Genomic DNA, 22,547 nt, shown 5'->3' on the forward strand with positions numbered 1-22,547 from the left:
GGGATCAGCGGGTGAGCAGCGCGGTGTTGTCGATCACCTCGGCCATCACCACCTGGTCGGAAGTGAAAACCTGATCGAAATTTTTCTGCAGGGTCTCGGCAAAGGCCGCACGCTGGTCAACGGGAACTTCCATCAGCTCGGCAAAAGCGTCGAGGGTTTCACCCTGCCCGGCAGCGATGTCGGCCGCCAGAGCGTCCATGTTGTGCGCGACGAACTGCTTGGTTTCGGCGCTGCCGGTCACCCAGATCGGGTCACCGCAGTTGAGGGTGCCGGTGGTGATGCCGAAAGTCTGGTTGCCGAAGGTCGCGTTGGTGGTCGCGGCGAAGATCTGCACACCGCCCGGCTCATCCTTGAACAGCACCGAGCCCAGGCCGCAGCCCGCAGTCCCGTAGGGTGCCGCCAGGGCCAGAGTTGAAACAGACGTCATCAGCACGGCGGCGCAAAGCGCCACTCCCAGTTTTCTCATAGTCAACCTCCATTTGAATATTAAATCGAGAAACGCCCCCATGGCCTTTCCCTCGACAGCCGTTATGACGAAAAGCCATGCCAGCCGCCTGCATTCCGATATCATAGTCCGACTTTTTGTACTGCTTTCACCAAATATCGCTATCACTTTAACAGCCTACAAACTGCAAGTTATCTTAGAGGATATTTTTCATCTGTCAAGAATCCCGTCAGACACGCCGGGATACGCGTATTCGCAGCAACCCTCGTGAGAATCGTTCCTGTGGTCCAACTCGAATGGAGCAGCCAACGAACGTCTTCAATTTCCCACATCAATTTTCTTCTGCTGATTCCAGGGAACCAGGATATTCATGCTTTCAACACGCTCAAGCAGCGGGCTGATACTGAGAAAAAAACCATCCCGCTCCATGCCGGGCTCCAAGCCGGTGATGACGGTTTTGCCCACCAGCCAGCGCCCTTCACGGTTGGTCAGTGTCCTCGTACGCACCCCCCAGAGAGTGTGCAACAGCGCCGCCCGCCCCTCGTGCTCGCCAAGGTACAGCATGATGTGACCGGGCAGCCGCACCAGCGTCACAAAGGGAATCCCCTCCTGCAGCAGGCGCTTCTCCCGTTGGCGAGGTGCAAGATCCTCCAATGACATGACCTCGCCGACCTGGGCCTGCTGTGAAGAATTGCGCGGCAGCCACAGGCCGAAGGGAGCAAACAGGTCTTTGACCGTACCCGAGCAATCCCGGTTGCCATAGAGATCCCCCCATCCGTAGGGCTGGCCTATCATGGCATCGGCCAGGGTGGCGATACGCCGGGGAGTCAACTGCAGCGGGAAAACGTCCCCTGCTTCAGTTGGAATCGGGGCTTTTCTCAGCAACGCCTGGCGATCTGCGTCGGCAACGGCGATGTATGCCTCATATTCCATGTCCCCTGTCTTGATCAGAGGCAGAACAGTCCCTATGCCGGCGCTGAAACGGTAAATGCCTTCGGTGTCGAAAAGGGCAAGATTCTCCCGGGTCAATGCGAGATAGCGCCCGGTTTCAAAAGTATCGACAAACTCTTCATCCACCCAGGCAAGGTCGGTCACCGGCATCCATCCATAAAGCAGCGGGGTCTCGACGAACACCCAGGTCCCATCCTCGCTCAGATGGGTTGCAAGGAGCGGCGTGTTGGCGGCCAGCGCGCCATGCTGCAGGTAATCGAAGGGAAAGCCCTGTCCGGGCGTGCGCGGGTCATTGAACAGGGGGCTGTCAGTGGGCAGGGCACGCAGATCGCAGCGGCGCACGGTGACGGCGCGACGGCTGAGGCTCGGATAGTCTGAAGCTGCAGCCTGCTCGATCAATTCCTTGATCCGCCCCTTCTCCACCGGCCGCAAATTTTCGCCGAAGACCTCATTTTCACAAGCCCATTCCACCGCCCAGAAAGGGTTGCGGGTCTCATCAAAGGGCCCATCGGTATGCCAGGGAGCAAAAAAGCGCTCCAGAAATTCAACCGCCCGATGCTGCTGTCTTTCGGCGGGCTTAAGAGGTTGATCTCCGCCAGCCTCGTCAACATAGGCGAGCGGGGTTTGCGGCATCCGCTGCAGGTCGGCAATCTCAATCTTTTCCAAGGCAGGAATGCAGCCCGGGGCTAGAAAGAGAAAAGCGGCAAGAACCGAGACCGCCAGAGATTTCTTCAATTGACTGCGCATAAGCTCCCACATCCTCCGCCGCCCATCATACCAATCCGGCGTGCATTTAAAAACCTCTGATCACCTGTTTGACTTGTGCAGAACCTGGTGGTACTTTTCGAAAGAAAGTTTAGCGATATTTAATTTTTTTCCAACTACCAGTCGCCAGGAGGCTGGCCATGATCGACCTGCTGATCCGCAATGCCGCACTGCCCGACGGGCAAAGCGGAATCGATGTTGCAATCCATGGAGAACGCATCAAGGAGATCGGCTCCGCCATAGATGCCAAGGCCCGCCGCACCATCGATGCCATCCGCCTGCGACCACAGCGGCTCTACGTCATCCGGCGCGGCCGCCTGGTTGCCGAAACGGCCCCGGCCGTTCCCCAACTGCATCTCGACAACGGCACTGAGAAGCTTGATCTCTCCAGCACGGTGTACGAAAACAGCCCGGTATAATTTTCTACAAAAGGATTCCGCATGCCCCGGATGAATTGTATCAGAAACAACAATCCGCCCCGCTGGCTGATTCTGATCCTGCTGTGCCAGGTCTTTTGGCTCGGCAGCCTCAACCCGGCATCCGGGGCTTCCATTACTGGAAAGAAAGTTTCTCTGGAAGCCCGCATCGGCCAGATGCTGATGGTGGGGTTTCGAGGCATGACGGTCGGGCCGGATCATTTTATCATGCGCGACATCCGCCGACACAACCTGGGCGGGGTGATCCTTTTCGATTATGATGTCGTTGAGAAACAGGCGGTGCGAAATATCGAATCACCACGCCAGGTCAAGGCGCTGATTTCCTCTTTGCAATCTGCGTCGAAGACTCCTTTGCTGATCGCCGTCGACCAGGAGGGGGGTCGCGTCGCTCGACTGAAAGAACGCTACGGCTCCCCGCCGACTCTCTCTCACCGGGAATTGGGTCAGAAAGATGATCTCTCTGAGACGGCACACCACAGCCGCCAGCTGGCCGAAACCCTCTCAGGTCTGGGCATCGGACTGAACATGGCACCGGTAGTTGACCTCTGCGCCAATCCGGACAACCCGGTCATTGCCAAACTCGACCGCTGCTTTTCATCCGATTCGCAGAAGGTCACGCAGCATGCGGCGGAATTCATCAAGGCGCACCACCGATCGGGCGTACTCACCACCCTCAAACATTTCCCAGGGCATGGCAGCTCTCGCGCCGATTCGCACCTGGGATTTACCGATGTGACAGATACCTGGACCGCAGATGAACTCGAACCTTACGCCCGGATTATTGCAGAGGGGCAGGCCGATGCCGTGATGACAGCCCATGTCTTCAATGCCCGCCTGGACGAGGACTATCCCGCCACCCTCTCCCAACGCACCATTGAAGGGATCCTCCGAAAAGATTTGGGGTTTGACGGGGTGGTCATATCCGACGACATGCAGATGGGGGCAATCGCCGATCATTACGGCCTTCAGGCTGCGATCCACAAAGCGATCGAGGCAGGCGTCGACATCCTTGTTTTCGGCAACAACCTGGAATATGACGAACAGATTGTTGCCAAAGCCACGGCGATTGTTCGCGACCTGGTGCACAGCGGCAAACTCGACGAGGCGCGTATCGACAAATCCTACCGCCGCATCATGCGCCTCAAAGAGCGGCTCACATCCTCAATTGAAGAAAATCTCCCGCAGGAGTAAACTCCGGTCGTTGAACAAACCAGAAACCGCCCCGGGGAAAAGCAATGAAAAATCACGAATCAAATTCAAGCAGTCCGTCGTTGCCGTGCTCCTCTCGTCAAACCTCCCGCGCCGATTTGTGGAAAGCCATCGGCCCGGGGATTCTCGTCGCCTGCGCGGCGGTGGGCGGCTCGCACCTGGTGTGGTCGACCCGGGCGGGCGCCGAGTTCGGCTGGAGTCTTATCGGGCTGATCCTGCTAGCGAATCTTCTGAAATTCCCCTTTTTCCTCTACGGCCAGCGCTACGCCGCCGCCACCGGCGAGAGCCTGCTGGCCGGCTACCAGCGCCAGGGGGTTATCTACCTTTACATCTTTCTGCTGGTCAACATCCTCACCGGCATCATCAATATCGCCGGCGTCGCCATGCTCAGCGGGGCGCTGTTTGCCGGCTACGGGATCGGAGGGATCGGCATTGCCGGCCTGACGGTGATCATCCTGCTGGTGTGCATGGCGCTGATTCTCCTGGGACACTACCGCCTGCTCGACTCGGTCGCGAAAGTCGTGGTCATCCTGCTGGCCCTGACGACCTTTGTCGCCGTCGCGCTGGCATTTTTCCAAGGATCGCCCGCGCCTGCGGACTTTGTTCCGCCGAGCCCCTGGACCTGGGGGTCGTTCGCGTTTCTGATTATCCTGCTGGGCTGGATGCCCGCCCCCGTCGATCTTTCGACCTGGTCGTCCCTCTGGATGTTCAGCCGCGAGCGCCAAACCGGACATTTCGCCACCAGCCGCGAAACCTCCATCGACTTCTATCTCGGCTACATCATGGCTGTGGTCCTGGCGGTCATGTTCCTCGCCCTCGGCAAGCTGGTCATGTTCGGGACGGGCGAGTCGTTTTCCGACAGCGGTATCGTCTTCTCCCAGCAGTTGGTCAGCCTCTATTCAGGGCATATCGGCGAATGGTCAAAACCTCTGATCCTCACCGCCGCTTTCGTCACCATGTTCAGCACCACCATGACCTGCGTCGACGGTTATCCCCGCTCGCTTGCGGCCTGCTGCGCCCTAATCGGCGGCTTCTCCGTGCAGAAATTTCAACTGATCCACCGCATCTGGATTGCGGTTTCCGTGGCCGGGGCCTGCGCCCTGGTGCTGTTTTACGTCAAGAACCTGATTCAGCTGCTCGCCTTCGCCGCCGTCATTTCATTTATCACCTCGCCCATCCTCGCCTATATCAATTACAAGGTCATGAACGGCGCAAACGTGCCCGAAGAGGAGCGTCCAGGGGCCATTCTCAAAATCCTGAGTTGGGCAGGGATAATCTTTTTCGTCCTGATGACGGCGGGGTTTGTTTACGTGAAAGTGTTTTATTGAGGGGACGCGAAGCGCGGGACGCAAAATTCAAAGCCCGGGGACGTTGTTTACTTGTTGACTTGCGCACCAGTGGCTATTTTTTCCCGCCGATCTTGTCCAGCACATTGATCTTCAGGATGGTCTGATTATAAGCCAGCAGCAGGTCGCTTTTCTTGAGAATACCGACGAGATTACCGTTGCGCGCAACCACCGGCAGGGTCGAGATCTGCTTGCCCTCGAAGATCTCAAAGGCCGTCTCGAAGTGATCGTCCGGGCGCACGATAATCACCCGTTTGGTCATGATTTCCGAGGCAACGACAAGATTGCTGAGATCGCCAAGCTGGGCCAGGAAGCTTCGCAGATCGCTCATGGAGAGCATCCCCACCAGGCGCCCCTCAGAGTCAACCACCGGGAAATGGGGGTAGTGGCTCTTTTCGGATTTTTCGAGGATCTCCCCCAGCACCATATCCTGACGAACCGTCTCGAAATCGGTCGCCATGTAATCGCCGACCTTCATGGTGCGCAGCAGATTGACATCGCGCCCGCGCACCATGCGCACCCCCTTGCGAAGCAGCTTGGTTTCGTAGATGGAATAACCGTAGATTTTCTGCACCGTCACCAGGCTGATGATGCAGCAGGTCATCAGCGGCAGGATGATTTCAAAATTATAGGTCAGTTCAAAAATAGTGAAAATTGCGGTGATCGGCGCCAGAGTGGTTCCGGCCACCACCGCGCCCATGCCGATCAGGCTGTAGGCTGCGGCAGTGCCCATCTCCCCCGGAAATATTCGACCGGCCGAGGCGCCGAATACGCCGCCGAGCAGCGAACCGAGCACCAGGGACGGGGCAAAGATGCCGCCCGAGAAACCCGCCCCCACTGAACCCGCCGTGGCGACAAGTTTGAGCAGTAGCACCACCGCCATGAGAGCGATTCCCATCTTCGCGGTCAGGGCCTGATTGATGGTCTCATAACCGACGCCAAGGATATGGGGCCACCCAAGGGCCATAAGACCCAGCATCAGCCCTGCGATAGCCGGCCTGAACTGAAACGGCACGCCGACGCGGGTGAAGAGATCCTCGGCAGCAGACACAGAGCGGATGAAAAGGACCGACAACAGCCCGGCGAGCAGCCCGAGAAGGCCATAAAGGGGAAGTTCTGCATAGCTGACAAGTTCGTAGGATGGAATCTGAAAGGTCGGAAAACTGCCGAGAAACTTATGGGAAACCACCGTCGCCGTAACGGCTGAAATGGCGATATGACTCAGATAGCGGACCTGGAAATCAACCAGGATGATTTCGGCGGCAAACAGCATCCCCGCCATCGGCGCGTTGAAGGTAGCGGCGATCCCGGCAGCCGCGCCGCAGGCGAGAAAAACCCGCTTCCACTCCACCGGCAGTTTGATCCACTGCGCAAGCGAGGAGCCCACAGAAGAGCCGATATGCACCACCGGCCCTTCCCGGCCGACAGAGGCGCCGCATCCGATGGACAAAGCCGTGAAAAGGGTTTTGAACAGCGCGGTTGTATGACGGATTGCACCGCCCCTGGTCACAACAGCTTCAATGACTTCAGGCACCCCGGCACCACGTGACTCAGGCGAAAAGCGGCAGATTAACGGACCGATCAACAGACCGCCGAAAACCGGCACCGCAACCACCAGATACCAGGGATACTGCTGGTTGACTTCCAGCATGGCCTGCGGGTCAGGCCAGAACAGCCCCGTGGTCAGAAGCAGCAGATAACGGAAGCCAATGGCAAGAATCCCGGTCACCAGCCCGATCACAATAGCAATGAGTAACAGCAGGATCAGGTTGTCACGGCTTGGGCTGTATTTCCACATGAATTTCACGGATGCGGGCTCTCCGGTGGCTCAGGCGTGATAGGAGAAGCCTAGCATGGCCAACCGGCTTTGTCATTTGAAGCCAGTTTTTCAATTCGGCGGGCGGTGCGGGAAAGATTGTCCCACACACCGTTTAAAGGTATGCTGCCGACATGAATGAGATGATTGTCACTGATGAAGAAGCGGGCATGCTTGCCGAACGCTTTCTGCAGGCAAGAATACCTGCAGCCCCTCTTTCTTATCTGCGGAAGCTGCTCAAGTCCGGTAAAATCCGCGATCCGCAAGGGCCTCTTTCCATGACCAAACCTCTGGCCTCAGGAGATCGGATTTTTTTACCGGACAGCGCCCGCCTGCGCGAACTGCGCAACGCCTCTGAACAACGATCTCCGTCTATTATTTATGAAACGCCCAATATTCTGATCGTGGACAAGCCCGCAGGATTGGCAACCCATGCCGGTGAAGGTCACGACGAGGACAACCTGACCGACCGGATATGGCAATGCATGAAAGACCAGGGCGAGCGCTTCAGGGTGGCGCCCATTCAGCGACTCGACCTGGAAACCTCCGGTCTCACAATGTTTGGGAAAGGGAAAAAATCCTGCTCGGTGCTGGGTCAGATGATGATGACGCAACCTGTCACCAAAACCTACCTGGCCCTGGTTTCAGGGAAGATGGATGAAAGCGGCATTCTGGTTTCGGAGATTCCCGCCAAGGGAAAACTCAAAAAAGCCGAAACCGCGTATCAATGCCTGGCCGCCAATTCCAGGGCATCTTTCCTGCGCATCGTGCTCCGCACCGGCCGTCAGCACCAGATACGACGCCAATTCAAGGATATCGGACACCCGCTGTTCGGTGACAAGCGTTATCAGGGGCCGAAGGCAGACGGCCTGAACCGGCTGTTTCTGCATTGCGGTCAACTTGAATTCACCGACCCCTTCAGCCATGAGCCGGTTTCAATCCGGTCGGAACTGCCCGCCGAACTGAACAGAGCGCTGAAGAAGTTCGGCCTCACAATATAAAGACCTCAAAAAGGGGACAGGACCTCAAAAAGGGGACAGGCTACTTTTCCTATTAAAAAGTAGCCTGTCCCCTTTTTTCTATCCTAATCAGGTAAAAAAATGGCCCAAGAGGGGACCATTGAAAACAAAGAAGTTATCGCGGGCTTTATAGCTCCAACCGCCGGAGCCGCGGGGCATCAGTGGTTTTGGATTATATAATTTGGCTCGTCCTGCCCATCAATCCAGGCAGTCAAAAGATAGCAGATGCCGTCCTCATCGACATAGTACCGAACATGGATACGTCTATAGGCGAGATCTACTATTGCCAGATGAAATTCATGCTGGTTTCCTCCCAGCATTTTCCGCTTAACCGGCCATGCGCGAGGATGCTTCTCAATGACATCAAGAATTGTCGTCATTGCAGACGGCAACGCCAGGTAGGCAACCGGGCTTTTCTCCCGAAGGTGGGTCCTCAGTTCGGAGAAGGCGGCAATGAAGGTCGGGGTCTGGCGGATGTTTTTGTATTTGCTGGCCATCACCGCTTCTTCTTGGCCGGGAGATGACCGCTTCTGACCATTTTTTCTCCTATCTTTTTATCTTCCTCAATCATTTCGAGCAGATCATCGATCGGCGCAGAAAGCCCCGCCTTCATCTCCCGCATCGCCTGCATAGTCATGAGATCAGCTTTTTGTTCAAGGATATCCCCGTCGATGAGACGTTGCGCACCGACCTTGAAAAAGCCTTGCGGTGTCATGCCGTGAACGCGGCAGTATTCGTTGACATTGTTCATCTCCGTCTCATCGAGGGTGATGTTGATCTGGTTGCGCTTTGACATGGCTCCCCTTTCGCTAGGTTTGATAGTAATTCTATCAATGCCGTTTTTGTTGCGCAAGTATTATTGATGTGATCGGCAGCTTCTGACATCGGACAATTACAACTGATCAACGGGCAAATGCTTTTCCTCCAGTCAAATGCCAGGGAGCCATTAGCGAACGTCGCCCAATGTTTTTCGTTCAGGAAAAGTCAGTGGCCACAAACGGTCAGATTCCAGGCTTTCTGCAGCGTCGCAAGGGTCCGGCTCTGCATGCCGATGGCCCTTTCTTTCTTTTTTTCCCATTGAGAAATTCTGCTGGCAGTTATTTTCAGTCGTAACGCAAACTGGGCCTGAGACTCGCCGAGGGACGACCTCCAGTCGAAGATGGCATTGCCGGTGAGTGGATCGGGGAAGGGAACCTTCGGTAACGGTTCGTTATCCATTCCCTTTTGAATTGCCTTTTTTACTGGATTTTTTGTCGGGCTAGCCGATGGTTCTGATCGGCCGGTAGTTGATCTGGACGTTTTACCCGGTCGTGACTTCCTGGACGGAGTGGGAGGACATTCGACATCCAGGTTATCGGCTTCGGCCAGGTCGATGCCGAAAACATCGGCAATGCCGGTCGCGGCAATGCGCCGTCGCGAGCTGCCTTTTCGGGTCGTATCGGCCAAAGCGGCGGAAACATCGACCAGCTCCTCATGGTTGACCCCGCGGAGCACAAAAAGCATTTCCGGGGCATGATCAAGCCTGGCCCCCACTCCGTAAAGCACCGCGGCAACATGCTTGCACATGCCGGCCCAGTCCGGGCAATCACAGTCGAATTGCATCTCGCCGGGCAAGGGGAAAAGACCCTCCTTTCGGTCCGACACGACTTCCATGACCCCTTGATCGAGTTTTCCTCGCAACAGATCGATTAAAGATGCGATTTTACCCGAACAGGCGCGCCTGACGGCGGCCCATTTATTATTATTCAACGGTGTAATGGTAATCTGGACGTTGTACAATTCGGAACCACTGACGATAGCATCGATCCGGCCATTCGCGATGTCGAGATGACAGACTGATCCGTTTCTGACGTAACTCCGGCCCCGAGGCAGGCGGTTGTCATAATCGCCGAATGACTCCATGTGTTCACACCACCCTTTACCCCAGAAAGAAGCGGCAATCTTGCGGCCGCTCAGTTCCACCGGTTGAACAGCAAGTCCCTTCTTTTTCATCTTTTCAAGATGCTTCCTGGCCTTGGCCCGACGCTCCGCCACTGTGACGTAGGGAGCCCACCCGTAATAGCTCATATCTTAGATATCTCCCGCGATCATATCGTCGTCTTTTCAATATCGAGGGTCACTAAACGCAGCAAGGCTTCATCGTTCATCTCGGTCAGAAGCGTTTCCGCGCCTTCCAGCAGTTCGGTCGCCAGGTTGGCCTTGGTTGCGATCAATGCATCGATCTTTTCTTCCACCGTTCCCTTGCAGACGAATTTATGCACCACCACATTCTTTTTTTGACCGATCCGAAACGCTCGGTCGGTCGCTTGATTCTCCACCGCCGGATTCCACCAGCGGTCAAAATGAATGACATGACTGGCGGCCGTCAGGTTGAGACCTGTTCCGCCGGCCTTGAGGGATAGTACAAAAAAAGGTGGTCCCTCGTCACGTTGGAACTGATCGACCAATTTTTTCCGCTCCGCCACCGGGGTCCCGCCATGCAGAACCAGGCCTGAACGACCGTACACCTGGGCTAGAAACGTCGCCAGCGGCGTGGTCATCTCCCGGAACTGGGTAAAGATCAAGACCTTTTCCTGCCGCGTCGCGATCTCTTCGACAAGTTCCCGCAGCCTTGCGAATTTGCCACTGCGCTCTTCGGCAAAGTCACCGTCACCGAGAACCTGATCGGGATGATTGCAGATCTGCTTGAAACGCATCAGCGATGAAAGAATCAGGCCTCGACGCTTCATCCCCTCCTGCTGCTCTTTAAGCGCAGCGGCCAGATCCTTCACCGCCTGACCGTAAAGCCGAGCCTGGAACTTGCTGAGACCGCACCATGCCGCCACCTCGACCTTGTCGGGAAGATCACTGATCACTTTCTTATCGGTCTTGAGACGCCGCAGGATATAGGGTTGCACCAGTGCGCGCAAAGGCGCATAAGACGGGGGATCATGCTGTTCCAGGCAGGCGATGAACTGCTTGAACCGGGTCGCCGATCCCAGCAGGCCGGGACAGATAAAATCGAACAGCGACCAGAGATCGGAAAGCCGATTTTCCACGGGGGTTCCGGTCAAGGCGATCCGGGACTTGCCCGAAAGAGTCTTAACTGCTTTGGTCTGCTGCGTGCCGGAATTTTTGATCGCCTGTGCCTCATCCAGAACAATCAGGTTCCACCTCGGTTTCTGGAGCCAATCCTGACGTTGCAGCATACCGTAAGTCGTCAGCACCGCATCGACACAAGCCAGGGCCGGTTCGGGATCGGCGGCGATTTGTTCCAGGTCCCGGCGCTCCATTTCCGACGGATGCAGACAAACAGTCTTAAGGGATGGGGCAAAACGCTCCAACTCGCTCTTCCAGTTGGAAAGGAGCGAGGCCGGCAGAACCAGCAGGCTGGGAGCTTGCTTTTTCCCGTGACCCTTCTGAGCCAGCAACAGGGAAATGACCTGAATGGTCTTGCCCAGGCCCATGTCATCGGCCAGGCAGGCGCCGAGTCCCAGTTCCGAGAGAAACCAAAGCCAGTTCAAACCGGTCTGTTGATAGGGTCTCAGCTTCGTCTGCAAGCCGGGAAGATCTCGAACCGCTTCCAGTCGGGCGGGATCCCTCAGCCCGGCCAGCAATTCGCGCAACCGGTCACCGGCCTCCACGTAAGCCCAACCCGTTTCTTCCAGCATGGCGTCCTGGCCGGAAAGATTCCGCTGAACTCCCGCCAGCAAGCGCATCCCTTCGATAAACGAAAGTCCGTCATCTCCGACCTCGGCTTTTACCTTTTGCCATTGTTCGAGAGCTTCCCGGAGCTTTTCGCCATCCACCTCGACCCACTGGCCGCGCACCATGGCCAACCCTTCCCCGGAGGCGGTCAGAGTGGCGACTTCCTCCGGCGTCAGCGGGGCGCCGTCCAGGGTCAGCTGTACCTGAAAATCAAGCAGAGCCTGAGCCGAGAGAGTATTTTCGACTTTTGAGCCGACGGTGATCTGGGCCTTGGGGCGGGGGCGCTTCTTCCACCAATCAGGCAGCCGCACAACCAGTCCGCTCTCTTCAAGAGCCTGAACTTCTTTTAAAAAAGGATAAGCCTCCTCGGGCGTCCACGCCAGCGGATGGTAAATATCATTGCTTTCCAGCAGATCCTTCACCCAGGGGCAACGATTACCTGCTTCGTAGACCGGTTCCATCAGGCACAACAGCGCCTCTCTGTTATTGGCTCCGGCGTGCTCGCGCAAAGCCTGGCTCAGGGGAAGGTGCTGGGCGCGGGCGTTTTTACCGAGACGGGGAATATAGGTCGCCATGAAGGCAAACGGAAATTCAGAGTCGTGCTGATTTTCAGCCAGATGGAAACAGACCCGGCCGACCTGCCGCCAAAGAGGCGCATGGCGGTGCAGAAACCCGGCCAAACCATCGGGATCGCGGGCAATCGATGCCAGCGTCCAAGTGTCGAGGTTGCGCCAGATCACTGCAAGAACCTCGGGGTTACAGTATTCCGCACCTGGCATAGGGGGAATACTCAAATGGAGGGCGGCCAGAGTTGCAGCGTCAAGATTTGGTGACGGCTCAAGCCGTTTGGCAGTTGACTGGTTTTGACAGAGTTGCTGCAGATATCTGGCGCCGAAATCGCGCCAGTACAGCCAGGCAACAGGCCAGTCCGGCGCAGCTTTCCCCCCTGCCAGCGCTATGATCCCAGCCGGCGCAGAGTCAGCGAAGGCACGGACAATACTGGCATAACGATACTTCGATGTATCGGAATCGGAGGTTTCGACCATCACCAGATGGCCGGAGGGATTAAGAGTCAGTTCCACAACTGTAGCAACTTCCTTCAGATTCTATTGAATGGGATAGATGTATAAAATACACTCCATTTCGGAGTCATTCAAACGCAAAAAAGAACTGAGAAGCTGAGAGCATCATTCAGCCATTCATAAACTCGCTGTTAATTGCTATTCAGGACAGCCTTCTATGCCCACGTTGCGGATTGTTCGGGGTGGAAGGCCAAGAGGTCAATCATGACCCGTTGTAGCGCGGCGTCGTGCCCGATCCGGGGCACCAGGAAAGCCGTTCAGCATCGCTCCGGTGATCTTCTTGCCTTCCCAGCCGCTCCAACCGAATTGCGCAACCAGTGGCAGCACAGTTTCTTACACAGTTGGTACGAGATTCTCCGAACCAGCCAGAATCACTCGCTAAGGGTTTAAGTTAAGTCGAGTTCTCCTTGCCGGTCCAACTCTTCTTGATTCCTGACGTACGCTCGAATCGTCTCTTCATCCATTCCGACCGTACTGACACAATACCCACGTGACCAAAAATGCTTCCCGGTGAAGCCCTTCTTCACCCCTTGCAACTGCCGATGGATATGGATGGCTGACTTACCTTTCAGATATCCAACGAACATCGCAATGCTGTACTTCGGTGGAACACTCAGCACCAGGTGAACATGGTCGGGCATCGCGTGCCCTTCGATAAGCTCAACTTCCTTCTGGCGACACAACTGCCGGATGATCTTCCCAATCTCCCTGCGAATCCGCCCAAATAGGGCCTTCTTCCGATACTTCGGTACGATCACTACATGGTATTTGCACTCCCATTTTACATGGGCTAAAACTTTGCCACTCTCGCATGGCATTTCCTCCTGCGGGATTTCCCTTAGGGGCTTTCCTCGGGAGGAAATGTCTTATAAATCGCTGGAACGGCAAAGCCTTTTCTAGTCACACCGGCAGAGCCGGTGGTTTACTGAAAGTCTCAATTAAAACCTACTAAATTCCGGCGACTTCGTCAAGGCCGAGACGTTTTATCCCTCGACGAGTGGACGACCTTTCACCTTAAACCATTGATAGCGCGGCATATGAAATGCGCACTTGAAGCACAAAAGACGAAAGGGATTAGCGAAAAATCGCTAATCCCTTGAATTTTCTTGGTGCGCAATGCAGGATTCGAACCTGCGACCTTCGGCTCCGGAGGCCGACGCTCTATCCATCTGAGCTAATTGCGCATGGACTGCTTTGTATATCTTATCCATGATTCAAATGCAACATGAAAAAAGGCAATCGGTACAGCTAAAACTTGTGTTCCCCGTCAGAATCCTGGTAAAGTAAAAATCGGCTAATTTTAAAGATCGGGTTTTGACATTATGCGTATATTCTTAGCTCTTCTCGTGGTCTTACTGGTGGCGGTTCCAGCTTCTTTCGCAGCCCCTTCGAGCTATCGACTTGAAAAGCTCGATGAGGGCATTTATGCAGCCTTGGTGGTGCCCGGGGGGCAGGCGTCATCCAACGCGTTGGTCGTGGAGTGCGAGGAAGATGTGGTGGTGGCGGGCGCGCATTTTACCGGCGGTGCAATCCGTGACCTGACAGCCCAGGTGGCTCAGGCCACCATGAAGCCGGTGCGCAGCTTTGTATTGACCCACCACCATGGCGGTTATGCCTATATCGATCTTGATTTTCCGCCGGGCAAAGATGTGCTCATGTCCTGGCAGACCTGGAAGGATTTGGAGCAGGAAGTTCGAGAGATCGAATTCCCAGTGATGTTTTTCAACGAGGGGCTGACCATGAAACGCGGCGGCCGCACTCTTATCCTGACCAATATGGAAGCCGGCCACAGTCGCGGGGATACGGTCGTCTATCTCCCGGAAGAGAGCATCCTGTTCACCAGCGATCTCTTCTACAACGGCTCGACCGGCTATCTTGGTGACGGCCACATGCAGGAATGGATTCTGGCTCTGGAATTTCTTGAGCGCCTTAAGGTTGAAAAAATCATACCCGGCTACGGCAACGTTGGATCCACCGAGGACCTGGTCGCGTACAAAAAATTTCTCAAAGCGTTTTTAACAGAGGTCCTGCAGATGATTGAGGAGGGTAAGTCCCTGGAGCAGATCAAGAAAGAATTCAGCCTCCCTCGCTATGAAACGCTTCCGGGGTTTCAGCAGTTTTTATCCGCCAACATTGAAAGAGCGTACCAAGATCTGCATTCTCATCTAAGAGAGGGGGAATATTAACCCTTTTTTGCCCCCCTTCCCTGCGTCCACATCTTCTTCAACGGCGGGAAAATGATCGACAAACCAGAGCAACTGCTCCCCGGCCAACTCATAGGTTTTAGCCCGCGCTGCCGCCAGCCGCTGATGCAGAGCCGACTGAGTAATGCCGACCTTTTCAGCGGCCAGCGCCTCGGTTCCATGCTTGCGGTAGGCAAGATAAGCCTCAAGCTGCTTGCGTGTCCAGGTCTCGAAAATAGTCTGCAGCAGCATGGAGATGGTATTGGCACCTGTATCTAGAGGAACAATTCCAGTGGCGAGAAAAACTCCACCCCGGTGACGCCTGGCGCGCTCGATTCCCTGACGCGCTCGTATCACCGCCGGCCCGCCGATCGTATTACGGTCATCAATGTAGCCATCGGACACTTCACCCGCCCCGATGCCGGTGGCGATTCTAATGGGGAACAGGCGCTGCCGCAGAAAAAAATCGACCTGAAAAGCAGCCGAAAGAGTGCGAACCAAGCCACGCCATTCATTTCCGGCATGTAGTTCCAGCGGCAGATCTGCCTGCTCACCAAAGCGTTTGTTGGCTTCGGCCAGCGCATCTTGCAGGCGCGCGGTGAGATCCTCCTGGTGCTTTTTGCCTGCGATCGGGACAAGATCGCCATTGATACAAACTGAACGGGGAGCGTACTTCATGAATCCCTCGTGAAATTAAGATAATAAAAGGACATAGCCCGACATTGGGCACGATTTAAGGTTTAACCGATAATTACGGCCTGTCAACTGAACAGGACCAGAAGCCTTTGCGCGCAAGCCTTTTTCCAGAGAATCCGAGAAATTTTCCAAAGTTCTGCTATCCTTATCGGAAAAGTTATTTCACGTAGAAAAGGAGAGAAGAATGGCGGAAAAAATCAATTTGCAAGAAGCGGTCAAACGCTCGGTCCAGACTGAAAAAAATGCGATGGATTTTTATGCTCTGGGCGCCAAGAACATGAAAAATGTTGAAGCGAAGAAGACATTCGAACTTTTGGCGCGAGAAGAACGCGATCACGCCAAGCAGTTTTTCGATGTCTATGAAGGCTCCGATCTGCCGGATTTTGAAACATTTATCAATTCCGATCCGGTCAAGGAAGGGGAATGGCTCACCGACATGGAGAAAGCCCTGATCTCGGATTTCAACGAGCGCAAGGCCATGGAGCTGGCGATGCAGAAAGAGCAGAATCTGGAAAAGAGTCTGCGTGAGATGGCAGCTAAAATTGAAGATCCTCAGGTCAAAGCGGTTTATGAGGCCAATGCCAAATCGACACATCAGCATTATCAACTGATCGAGTCGGAATATGCCCGCCTCATGGGGATGGTTCACGAAACCGACATCGACACCTACGTCCGCGAATAACCTGGGACATTGCTGCAACAACAAAAAAAAGCCGGTACCTCGATTCCAACGGGGCGCCGGCTTTTTTTATTGTTTACTGCTGCAGATCAGGGAGAAACCGTACCAAAGATCGGCAAACGGATTTCCGTGATCGATGGGTGGCTGGTGGGGATTATGACATATCCGCTCAACCGCCCCTGTTCCTGGTCCGGAACGACCGAAAGATTCAAAATCACACTCGATTTCGGCTCAATAACATCGCTTTGCAACTCTGCTTCGACTGCGGGATTGCTCACTGTCACGTCGCCAAGTTCAATGGCCTCACTGCCATTGTTGGCGAGGCGCACTTCCGTTTGCCTCTGCTCCCCAGACTTCATTACGCCAAAATCGACACGGGGAGGTTCAGCGGCAATAACCCTGTTGACCTTTCCGCGCAACGACAACTGCACCACATCATGCAGCGGATCATTCGTATAGAGGTAGATGGTCTTTACGACCTGTCCGTTGAACCTGCGGCTGTCAAAAACCGCCTCAACCTCACCGACATCTCCCGGCGCCAGAACCTCAGCCGACAAGCGCGGCACCGTGCATCCGCAGGACGAGCGAACCCGTTCAATATTGAGGGGGGCATCGCCGGTATTGGAAAAACGAAAGACATGCGTGACCTTTTGCCCCTCCTCAATGGAGCCGAAATTATACTCCGACAAGTCCACCTCGATTCGGGGCTGAGCGGTAAAAGCAGTTGAAGCGGTGGTGAAAATAAGTAAAAAAGTCAACAAAAGTGATCGCTGCAACATGGGTGCTTTCCTTTCGTGAGTGGATATTCTATCAACGAGCCATATTACCATATTTCATACCCCGCGCCATCCTTTCTCAAAAGTCTCTTCCAGCGAAGGTATTGATTGACACGACAGGGCGATTCTTGCTATACAAAACTTTATTAAATCTAATTTTCCGGATCAATGTCTATGAGCGACGCACGCCTTGAACTACTCTATTCCCGAGACCGCATAGCACAGGAAGTCAATCGACTCGCACAACAGATCGGCCGCGATTACAGTGAACGCCAAGTGCTGCTGGTTGTGGTGCTGAAAGGGTCCCTGATTTTCGGTGCGGATCTGCTGCGGGCACTTCCCATAAAAGCATCGGTGGATTTTGTTCGCCTGGCCAGCTACGGCTCCGAAACCCATAGTTCCGGGATTGTTGAATTTCGCTACCATCTCGAAACTCCCATCCGTGACCGGGATGTCATTATTGTTGAGGACATCGTCGACAGCGGCTATACTCTGACATCACTCTATAACAAGTTACTCAACCAGAATCCGCACACGTTGCGAATCTGTACCCTGATCGACAAACGAGCCCGGCGTGAAGTCGAGATCGAAGCCGATTACGTTGGCATCACCATGGAGGACGGTTTTATTGTCGGTTACGGAATGGACCACGACGAAAGATACCGTCAATTACCGGATATTTACCTGGTGAAATCCTGATCCCGAGAACAAGGGAGAAGCACCTCGATGATCATTCAATGTGAAAAGTGCGGCACCCGTTTCCGCCTGCCGGACGAGAAAATGCGTCCGGAGGGGATCAAAGCGCGATGTGCACGTTGCAAGCAGATTTTTTTTGCTACTCCTCCCCCTTCCCAGGAGCCCGATGATTTCGGGTCTTTTCCTCAGGCCGGGGCCGACGGTGTTACACCGGGCCAATCCGAGATCAGCGATTCTGAAAGGGAGATGATACAGGAAGGCCTCGCCAGTGACTCCGAGACCTCGAGGAAAATGTGGGACGAACCTCTGGGACTGGAGAAAACAGAGTCAGAGATCGAGCAGAAAACGGACAAGCTATCCACCACGCCTATGGATGAAGAAGGGGCGGCATTTGAACAATCTCTCGACAGGGAAGAATCCTGGGATCTGCCGGTAGAAAAGACGCCCGAGGATCAGTCGCCGCAACAAGCCCAAAAAGAAGAGAGCGAGAGTTCTTTCGAGGATGGCAGCTTTGGTGAATTCAGTTTTGGTCTCTCTCCTGAACAGGAAGAAGAGGAATTCGGCGAACTTGAGCAGCCGGAAAAGAACCTGGAAGACGAAGCCTTCACGTTTGATCCGGTCGATGAGAAGCCTGAGGAAAAGGAGCTTGAGGAACCGGAGCAGGAACTTCTGAAAGAAGAGGCAGCTGCGGCCGACGAGCCCATGTTCAGCTTCGAGGAGGCCCAGACTACCACGAAAAGCGACGGCCTGCTTGATGAAGTTGCCCCGACCAAGGACAGTCCAAAGCCGGAGACGGCAGTGGAAGCAGAAAAAGAACACTTTGAGGCGGCAGCACCGCAACGCAAGAGTCCGGTGGCCTCATTGATGATCTTTTTCCTGATCGTCCTGATTATTCTGACCGCTGTAACCGGTTACCTTTTCTGGAAACAGGGGCCCCAGGCCTTTGAACGTATGCTTCTGGAGTTGACCGGCAGCAAATCCCAACCGGTTGTCTCGGTCGGTCGCATAGAACTCAACGACTACACCGCCTCTTTTATGCAGAATGAACAGGCGGGGGAATTGTTCGTCATCCACGGTCGCGCCCGCAATCTTTATGAAGAGCCGCGCTCGACGATTCAGATCAAAGGGGTCATTTTCAATGAGGCGGGAAAACCGGTCATGCAGCAAACGGTCTTCGGCGGCAATGCCCTGAGCGAAGAGCAGTTGACCACCCTGCCGTACAGCAAAATCGAAGAAGCCATGACCAACCAGTTCGGCGACCACCTCTCCAATCTCAATGTAGCGCCGAGCGACTCAATCCCCTTCACCATCGTATTCCGCAATCTGCCTGAAGGCGTAGCTGAATTCACCGTCGAAGTAGTCGATTCCAGGCCGGCCACACCAACAGACACGCAAAAGTAGATCCTGCTCTGAGTCGTATACAGAAAAAGCCGCAGACCTCCAAAAAGGGTGCGGCTTTTTATTTTCTTTACAATATCTTTACCCGGTCAGGCGACGCAGCAGAAATCACTCTTTCTTGTCGCCGGCGGCATCATCACTCTTTTTTTTATCCCCGCCATTCTCTTCACCTTCTTTTGGCGTGATATCAATCTCATCGTCATGCTCGACTGACTTTTTAAAATTGCGTATCCCCTTGCCCAGGGCATTTCCGATATCCGGCAGTTTGCCGGCTCCGAAAATGACCATAACCAGCACCAGGATAATAATAAGCTCTGTTGTACCCAATCCAAACATATTACAGGCCTCCACTCTCACCCGGGAAGTATCTCAGCTTAAACCTCAGCGACACTGAACGCTTCAAAACAACGGGAACGCTCCAAAAACAAAGGGGCGGCCAAGGCCGCCCCTTTCCAACTGTGCGAAAACCCAATCAGGCAGGGTGAATCGCGTCTACCGGGCAGCTGTCAACACATGCGCCGCAATCGGTGCAGGTATCGGCGTCGATAACGCGCTTGTCGCCCTGCTCGCTGATGGCCTCGACCGGGCAGGTCGGGTCGCAAGCACCACAATTAATGCATTCGTCGTTGATTGTGTGAGCCATGGTATCTCCTCCTCAGATGATTTTCGATGGAGTTTACAATAAACGCAGGATGGATGTCCACCCCAAACACCTTTTTCCCGGGCACCAGGAAAATTCTTGCAATAAGGCACCCCATATTATATCTTTTATAACGTTTTTTCGCTTTTAATCCTTTAGGATCAATGCGCCTGCCCTTCAACGAGCCAGCGGCAATGGGGAAGCGACAAAGAAAATGTAAACGTCGTTTTGCCGGGCTCGCAGGCGGTGGGCATTCAGACGAGGAGGATCACTTATTTATGGATATTCTGGCTCTCAATTGCGGCAGCTCGTCTGTCAAGTACCAGCTTTTCGACTGGAAACGCGGGGAGGTCATTGCCAAGGGGATGGTAGAGCGTGTCACGGTTGGAGATTCTTTCATCGTCCACGAAGTCCCGGGTCGCGAAACCTATCGTGAAGAATACGAATGTCCCTCGCATGAAACGGCCATTCACCTGATTATCAAAATTCTGGCCGACGCCGAACATGGTGTGGTTAAAGAGATCGACGAAATTTCCGCCGTTGGGCATCGCGTGGTGCATGGCGGCGAAAAATTCACCCGCTCGGTCATGATCGACGACGAAGTTCTGGCCGGCATCAGAGAAGTCCAGCACCTGGCACCGTTGCACAATCCGCCGAATATTGCCGGCATTGAGGCTGCACGCTCTGTTCTGCCCGACGTTCCCCATGTGGCAATTTTCGACACCGCATTTCACCAGACCATGCCGGAGCATGCCTATACCTACCCGCTGCCTCATGAGTGGTACACCAAATACGGGGTACGCCGCTACGGCTTCCACGGCACCAGCCATCTTTATGTCTCAAAGCGCGCGGCGGTGCTGCTGGGCAAAGATCCCAAGGACTGCAATATCATCACCATGCATATCGGCAACGGCGTCAGCCACTCCGCCATTAAAGGCGGCATCTCGGTTGACACATCCATGGGGCTGACGCCGCTGGAAGGTGCCATGATGGGAACCCGCTGTGGCGATATCGATCCCGCTATCCCCATGTTCATTCAGCAGCAGGAGAATCTCGGGCCGAAAGAGATTGACTCCATTCTGAATAAAAAATCAGGGGTTCTCGGAGTCACGGGCCAGTACACTGACCGGCGCGATGTGCTTGAGGGGATCGAGAAAGGCGACGAGCGTTGCCGCCTTGCCCTTGAGATCGAAGCCTACCGTTTGAAGAAATACATCGGCGCCTACGCCGCCGCAATCGGTGGAATTGATGCCGTTGTATTTACCGCCGGTGTCGGCGAGATGGCCTGGCAGATCCGCGAAAAAGCCCTTGAGGGCCTGGAGTTCATGGGGATCATTCTCGACCGGGAGAAGAACCGCAACACCCAGACCCGCAAGACGGAAAACGTTATCACCACTCCTGATTCAAAGGTCAAGGTGTTTGTCATCCCCACCGACGAGGAACTTGTCTTCACCGAGGATGTGGTGGCAATTCTGGAAGGCACCTATACCGATCACATGAGGTTCGACTACAGCTTCTGCCACAAGGAGTTTCAGCGCAAATAAGCGCGCTTCAGCACAATGATCATAAACAGCAAAGGCCGGAGGATATCCCCTCCGGCCTTTGCTGTTTTACCCATGCAGTCGCTTCAAAAGGCGTTGTTATCCCTGAGCCTGCACCGCGGTAATGGCGGCCACGGAAACGATATCATCGACGGAACAGCCCCGCGAGAGGTCATTGACCGGCTTGGCCAGCCCCTGAATGATGGGCCCGACGGCTTCGGCGCCGGCTAAACGCTCCACCAGCTTATAGCCGATATTGCCGGCATCGAGGTCGGGGAAGATCAGGGTATTGGCTTTACCGGCGACAGGTGAACCGGGCGCTTTTTTCTCACCGACCTTGGGCAGCAGTGCAGCATCGGCCTGCAATTCGCCATCGATCTGAAGTGACGGATCAGCCGCTTTGGCAATTTCCAGAGCCTTGAGCACTTTATCCACATCGTCGTGCTGAGCGCTGCCCTTGGTTGAGAACGAAAGCATGCCCACCCGTGCATCGACACCGAGGAAGCTCTTGCAACTGCTGGCGGTCGCAAGGGCGATCTCCGCCAATGACTGGGCATCGGGATTGGGATTGACTGCACAGTCGGCGAACAGGATGGTGCCGTTTTCGCCGAACTCAGGGGTTTTGGTGACCATCAGGAACACCGAGGAGACTGTTTTCATCCCCGGGGCAGTGCCGATCACCTGGAAGGCGGCACGCAGAACATCACCGGTCGTGTTGTAGGCTCCGGCGACAGCTCCCCCGGCGTCACCCTTGCGCACCATCATCGCGCCGAAATAGAGGTTGTCGTCGCCGGTCAGCAGCTTACGGGCCTCTTCATCGGTTAACCCTTTTTTCTTGCGCAATTCGACCAGTTCCGCCACATAACCATCAAGCTTGTCCGAGGTCTTGGGGTTTTCCAGGGTGACGCCATCGAGAGTGCAACCCAGTTCAGAGGCTTTACTCTGCAGTGCATCCGGGTCGCCTAGCAGCACGACCCTGGCCAGTCCGTCCTTGACAATGCGGCCAGCAGCCTGCACCATGCGATCGTCATACCCTTCGGGCAGGACCACCGTCTGCAGACTCTGTCGCGCTTTTTCCTTGATCTGATCCACCAGGTGCATAGAATCTCCTCCTCCAAAACAAAGTTTTAAATCGGTGCATGAAGTTATACCCGATGCCTCGGAGGCGGTCAACCCCATGC

At 54.9% G+C, this 22,547-nt stretch carries 21 protein-coding genes, 1 tRNA gene and 1 pseudogene; 9 read left to right on the top strand and 14 right to left on the bottom strand.

Translation table 11 applies throughout. The features are described 5' to 3' along the window. Positions 1–4: 4 nt before the first annotated feature. Both GSUB_RS11575 and GSUB_RS11580 read right to left on the bottom strand, forming a co-directional pair. Positions 5–466, bottom strand: a complete 462-nt coding sequence (locus tag GSUB_RS11575) for a DUF3015 family protein (protein ID WP_040200915.1) — start codon at positions 464–466, stop codon at positions 5–7. Between the two features lie 297 nt (positions 467–763). Then, positions 764–2,143: an SH3 domain-containing C40 family peptidase gene (locus GSUB_RS11580; RefSeq protein WP_052464886.1), complete on the bottom strand. Its 1,380-nt coding sequence runs from the start codon at positions 2,141–2,143 to the stop codon at positions 764–766. A gap of 158 nt (positions 2,144–2,301) precedes the next feature. On the opposite strand from GSUB_RS11580, the gene GSUB_RS11585 reads away from it, so the two are divergent. The 3 genes from GSUB_RS11585 to GSUB_RS11595 are packed head-to-tail and all read left to right on the top strand — an operon-like array spanning position 2,302 to position 5,135. Beyond that, on the top strand, positions 2,302–2,580 hold the full coding sequence (locus GSUB_RS11585; protein ID WP_040200916.1) for a hypothetical protein: 279 nt from the start codon (positions 2,302–2,304) through the stop codon (positions 2,578–2,580). Positions 2,581–2,610: 30 nt separating this feature from the next. Continuing rightward, the gene (locus tag GSUB_RS11590) at positions 2,611–3,789 is read left to right on the top strand and encodes a glycoside hydrolase family 3 protein (RefSeq protein WP_052465076.1); all 1,179 of its coding nucleotides are present in this window, start codon (positions 2,611–2,613) and stop codon (positions 3,787–3,789) included. 44 nt (positions 3,790–3,833) lie between these two features. Continuing rightward, positions 3,834–5,135, top strand: coding sequence for an NRAMP family divalent metal transporter (locus GSUB_RS11595; protein ID WP_052464887.1), 1,302 nt, complete (start codon positions 3,834–3,836; stop codon positions 5,133–5,135). Positions 5,136–5,208: 73 nt separating this feature from the next. Here the strand turns inward: GSUB_RS11595 and GSUB_RS11600 are convergent, their stop codons facing one another. Beyond that, positions 5,209–6,951 (bottom strand): chloride channel protein, encoded by a 1,743-nt coding sequence (locus GSUB_RS11600; RefSeq protein WP_040202448.1) that lies wholly within the window; start codon positions 6,949–6,951, stop codon positions 5,209–5,211. Positions 6,952–7,103: 152 nt separating this feature from the next. On the opposite strand from GSUB_RS11600, the gene GSUB_RS11605 reads away from it, so the two are divergent. After that, positions 7,104–7,970, top strand: coding sequence for an RluA family pseudouridine synthase (locus tag GSUB_RS11605; RefSeq protein ID WP_040200917.1), 867 nt, complete (start codon positions 7,104–7,106; stop codon positions 7,968–7,970). Positions 7,971–8,146: 176 nt separating this feature from the next. Here the strand turns inward: GSUB_RS11605 and GSUB_RS11610 are convergent, their stop codons facing one another. The 6 genes and pseudogenes from GSUB_RS11610 to GSUB_RS11635 all read right to left on the bottom strand — a co-directional run bounded on the left by GSUB_RS11610 (position 8,147) and on the right by GSUB_RS11635 (position 13,941). Then, the gene (locus tag GSUB_RS11610; protein ID WP_040200918.1) at positions 8,147–8,485 is read right to left on the bottom strand and encodes a hypothetical protein; all 339 of its coding nucleotides are present in this window, start codon (positions 8,483–8,485) and stop codon (positions 8,147–8,149) included. Beyond that, complete coding sequence (locus tag GSUB_RS11615; RefSeq protein WP_040200919.1) at positions 8,485–8,784, bottom strand: hypothetical protein; 300 nt, start codon at positions 8,782–8,784, stop codon at positions 8,485–8,487. The genes GSUB_RS11610 and GSUB_RS11615 overlap by 1 nt, the downstream gene beginning before the upstream one ends. A gap of 188 nt (positions 8,785–8,972) precedes the next feature. Continuing rightward, complete coding sequence (locus GSUB_RS11620; protein WP_040200920.1) at positions 8,973–10,055, bottom strand: SWIM zinc finger family protein; 1,083 nt, start codon at positions 10,053–10,055, stop codon at positions 8,973–8,975. Positions 10,056–10,075: 20 nt separating this feature from the next. Beyond that, positions 10,076–12,757 carry a DEAD/DEAH box helicase gene (locus tag GSUB_RS11625; protein WP_040200921.1) on the bottom strand — a complete coding sequence of 894 codons (2,682 nt, stop codon included), beginning with the start codon at positions 12,755–12,757 and terminating at the stop codon, positions 10,076–10,078. A 386-nt stretch (positions 12,758–13,143) separates the two neighbouring features. Further along, positions 13,144–13,570: pseudogene (tnpA, locus tag GSUB_RS11630) on the bottom strand (IS200/IS605 family transposase). Positions 13,571–13,864: 294 nt separating this feature from the next. Then, positions 13,865–13,941 (bottom strand) — tRNA-Arg (locus GSUB_RS11635). A 138-nt stretch (positions 13,942–14,079) separates the two neighbouring features. Here GSUB_RS11635 and GSUB_RS11640 point away from each other — a divergent pair. Then, entirely contained in the window at positions 14,080–14,943 is an 864-nt protein-coding gene (locus GSUB_RS11640; RefSeq protein ID WP_052464889.1) for an MBL fold metallo-hydrolase, read from the top strand. On the opposite strand, the gene GSUB_RS11645 is transcribed toward GSUB_RS11640, so the two are convergent. Beyond that, positions 14,923–15,618 carry a SatD family protein gene (locus tag GSUB_RS11645; RefSeq protein ID WP_040200924.1) on the bottom strand — a complete coding sequence of 232 codons (696 nt, stop codon included), beginning with the start codon at positions 15,616–15,618 and terminating at the stop codon, positions 14,923–14,925. The two genes, GSUB_RS11640 and GSUB_RS11645, sit on opposite strands and share 21 nt — an antisense overlap. 202 nt (positions 15,619–15,820) lie before the next feature. Here GSUB_RS11645 and GSUB_RS11650 point away from each other — a divergent pair, with 202 nt between their 5' ends. Next, entirely contained in the window at positions 15,821–16,318 is a 498-nt protein-coding gene (locus GSUB_RS11650; protein WP_040200925.1) for a ferritin-like domain-containing protein, read from the top strand. Positions 16,319–16,404: 86 nt separating this feature from the next. Here GSUB_RS11650 and GSUB_RS18100 read toward each other — a convergent pair whose 3' ends face one another. Then, complete coding sequence (locus tag GSUB_RS18100) at positions 16,405–17,094, bottom strand: DUF1573 domain-containing protein (RefSeq protein WP_052464890.1); 690 nt, start codon at positions 17,092–17,094, stop codon at positions 16,405–16,407. A gap of 171 nt (positions 17,095–17,265) precedes the next feature. Between GSUB_RS18100 and hpt the strand changes: the two genes are divergently transcribed. Next, positions 17,266–17,790 carry a hypoxanthine phosphoribosyltransferase gene (hpt, locus tag GSUB_RS11660; protein ID WP_040200926.1) on the top strand — a complete coding sequence of 175 codons (525 nt, stop codon included), beginning with the start codon at positions 17,266–17,268 and terminating at the stop codon, positions 17,788–17,790. 27 nt (positions 17,791–17,817) lie between these two features. Continuing rightward, positions 17,818–19,188 carry a DUF3426 domain-containing protein gene (locus GSUB_RS11665; RefSeq protein ID WP_040200927.1) on the top strand — a complete coding sequence of 457 codons (1,371 nt, stop codon included), beginning with the start codon at positions 17,818–17,820 and terminating at the stop codon, positions 19,186–19,188. Positions 19,189–19,293: 105 nt separating this feature from the next. Here the strand turns inward: GSUB_RS11665 and GSUB_RS11670 are convergent, their stop codons facing one another. Together GSUB_RS11670 and fdxA are read right to left on the bottom strand one after the other, a co-directional pair. Then, positions 19,294–19,521 (bottom strand): twin-arginine translocase TatA/TatE family subunit, encoded by a 228-nt coding sequence (locus tag GSUB_RS11670; RefSeq protein WP_040200928.1) that lies wholly within the window; start codon positions 19,519–19,521, stop codon positions 19,294–19,296. Between the two features lie 136 nt (positions 19,522–19,657). Further along, the gene (gene fdxA, locus GSUB_RS11675) at positions 19,658–19,828 is read right to left on the bottom strand and encodes a 4Fe-4S ferredoxin (protein WP_040200929.1); all 171 of its coding nucleotides are present in this window, start codon (positions 19,826–19,828) and stop codon (positions 19,658–19,660) included. Positions 19,829–20,103: 275 nt separating this feature from the next. On the opposite strand from fdxA, the gene GSUB_RS11680 reads away from it, so the two are divergent. Beyond that, entirely contained in the window at positions 20,104–21,369 is a 1,266-nt protein-coding gene (locus GSUB_RS11680) for an acetate kinase (protein WP_040200930.1), read from the top strand. 96 nt (positions 21,370–21,465) lie between these two features. Here the strand turns inward: GSUB_RS11680 and pta are convergent, their stop codons facing one another. Then, the gene (gene pta / locus GSUB_RS11685; RefSeq protein ID WP_040200931.1) at positions 21,466–22,467 is read right to left on the bottom strand and encodes a phosphate acetyltransferase; all 1,002 of its coding nucleotides are present in this window, start codon (positions 22,465–22,467) and stop codon (positions 21,466–21,468) included. Positions 22,468–22,547 lie beyond the last annotated feature (80 nt).

Source organism: Geoalkalibacter subterraneus (assembly GCF_000827125.1).
GTDB lineage: Bacteria > Desulfobacterota > Desulfuromonadia > Desulfuromonadales > Geoalkalibacteraceae > Geoalkalibacter_A > Geoalkalibacter_A subterraneus.

Coding starts and splice junctions, on each gene's coding strand:
- GSUB_RS18100 (WP_052464890.1), bottom strand. CDS start 17,094: ATGTTGCAGCGATCACTTTTGTTGACTTTTTTACTTATTTTCACCACC.
- GSUB_RS11620 (WP_040200920.1), bottom strand. CDS start 10,055: ATGAGCTATTACGGGTGGGCTCCCTACGTCACAGTGGCGGAGCGTCGG.
- GSUB_RS11640 (WP_052464889.1), top strand. CDS start 14,080: ATGCGTATATTCTTAGCTCTTCTCGTGGTCTTACTGGTGGCGGTTCCA.
- GSUB_RS11670 (WP_040200928.1), bottom strand. CDS start 19,521: ATGTTTGGATTGGGTACAACAGAGCTTATTATTATCCTGGTGCTGGTT.
- GSUB_RS11605 (WP_040200917.1), top strand. CDS start 7,104: ATGAATGAGATGATTGTCACTGATGAAGAAGCGGGCATGCTTGCCGAA.
- GSUB_RS11680 (WP_040200930.1), top strand. CDS start 20,104: ATGGATATTCTGGCTCTCAATTGCGGCAGCTCGTCTGTCAAGTACCAG.
- GSUB_RS11615 (WP_040200919.1), bottom strand. CDS start 8,784: ATGTCAAAGCGCAACCAGATCAACATCACCCTCGATGAGACGGAGATG.
- GSUB_RS11650 (WP_040200925.1), top strand. CDS start 15,821: ATGGCGGAAAAAATCAATTTGCAAGAAGCGGTCAAACGCTCGGTCCAG.
- GSUB_RS11590 (WP_052465076.1), top strand. CDS start 2,611: ATGAATTGTATCAGAAACAACAATCCGCCCCGCTGGCTGATTCTGATC.
- pta (WP_040200931.1), bottom strand. CDS start 22,467: ATGCACCTGGTGGATCAGATCAAGGAAAAAGCGCGACAGAGTCTGCAG.
- GSUB_RS11665 (WP_040200927.1), top strand. CDS start 17,818: ATGATCATTCAATGTGAAAAGTGCGGCACCCGTTTCCGCCTGCCGGAC.
- GSUB_RS11600 (WP_040202448.1), bottom strand. CDS start 6,951: ATGTGGAAATACAGCCCAAGCCGTGACAACCTGATCCTGCTGTTACTC.
- GSUB_RS11575 (WP_040200915.1), bottom strand. CDS start 466: ATGAGAAAACTGGGAGTGGCGCTTTGCGCCGCCGTGCTGATGACGTCT.
- GSUB_RS11610 (WP_040200918.1), bottom strand. CDS start 8,485: ATGGCCAGCAAATACAAAAACATCCGCCAGACCCCGACCTTCATTGCC.
- GSUB_RS11595 (WP_052464887.1), top strand. CDS start 3,834: ATGAAAAATCACGAATCAAATTCAAGCAGTCCGTCGTTGCCGTGCTCC.
- hpt (WP_040200926.1), top strand. CDS start 17,266: ATGAGCGACGCACGCCTTGAACTACTCTATTCCCGAGACCGCATAGCA.
- GSUB_RS11645 (WP_040200924.1), bottom strand. CDS start 15,618: ATGAAGTACGCTCCCCGTTCAGTTTGTATCAATGGCGATCTTGTCCCG.
- GSUB_RS11585 (WP_040200916.1), top strand. CDS start 2,302: ATGATCGACCTGCTGATCCGCAATGCCGCACTGCCCGACGGGCAAAGC.
- fdxA (WP_040200929.1), bottom strand. CDS start 19,828: ATGGCTCACACAATCAACGACGAATGCATTAATTGTGGTGCTTGCGAC.
- GSUB_RS11580 (WP_052464886.1), bottom strand. CDS start 2,143: ATGCGCAGTCAATTGAAGAAATCTCTGGCGGTCTCGGTTCTTGCCGCT.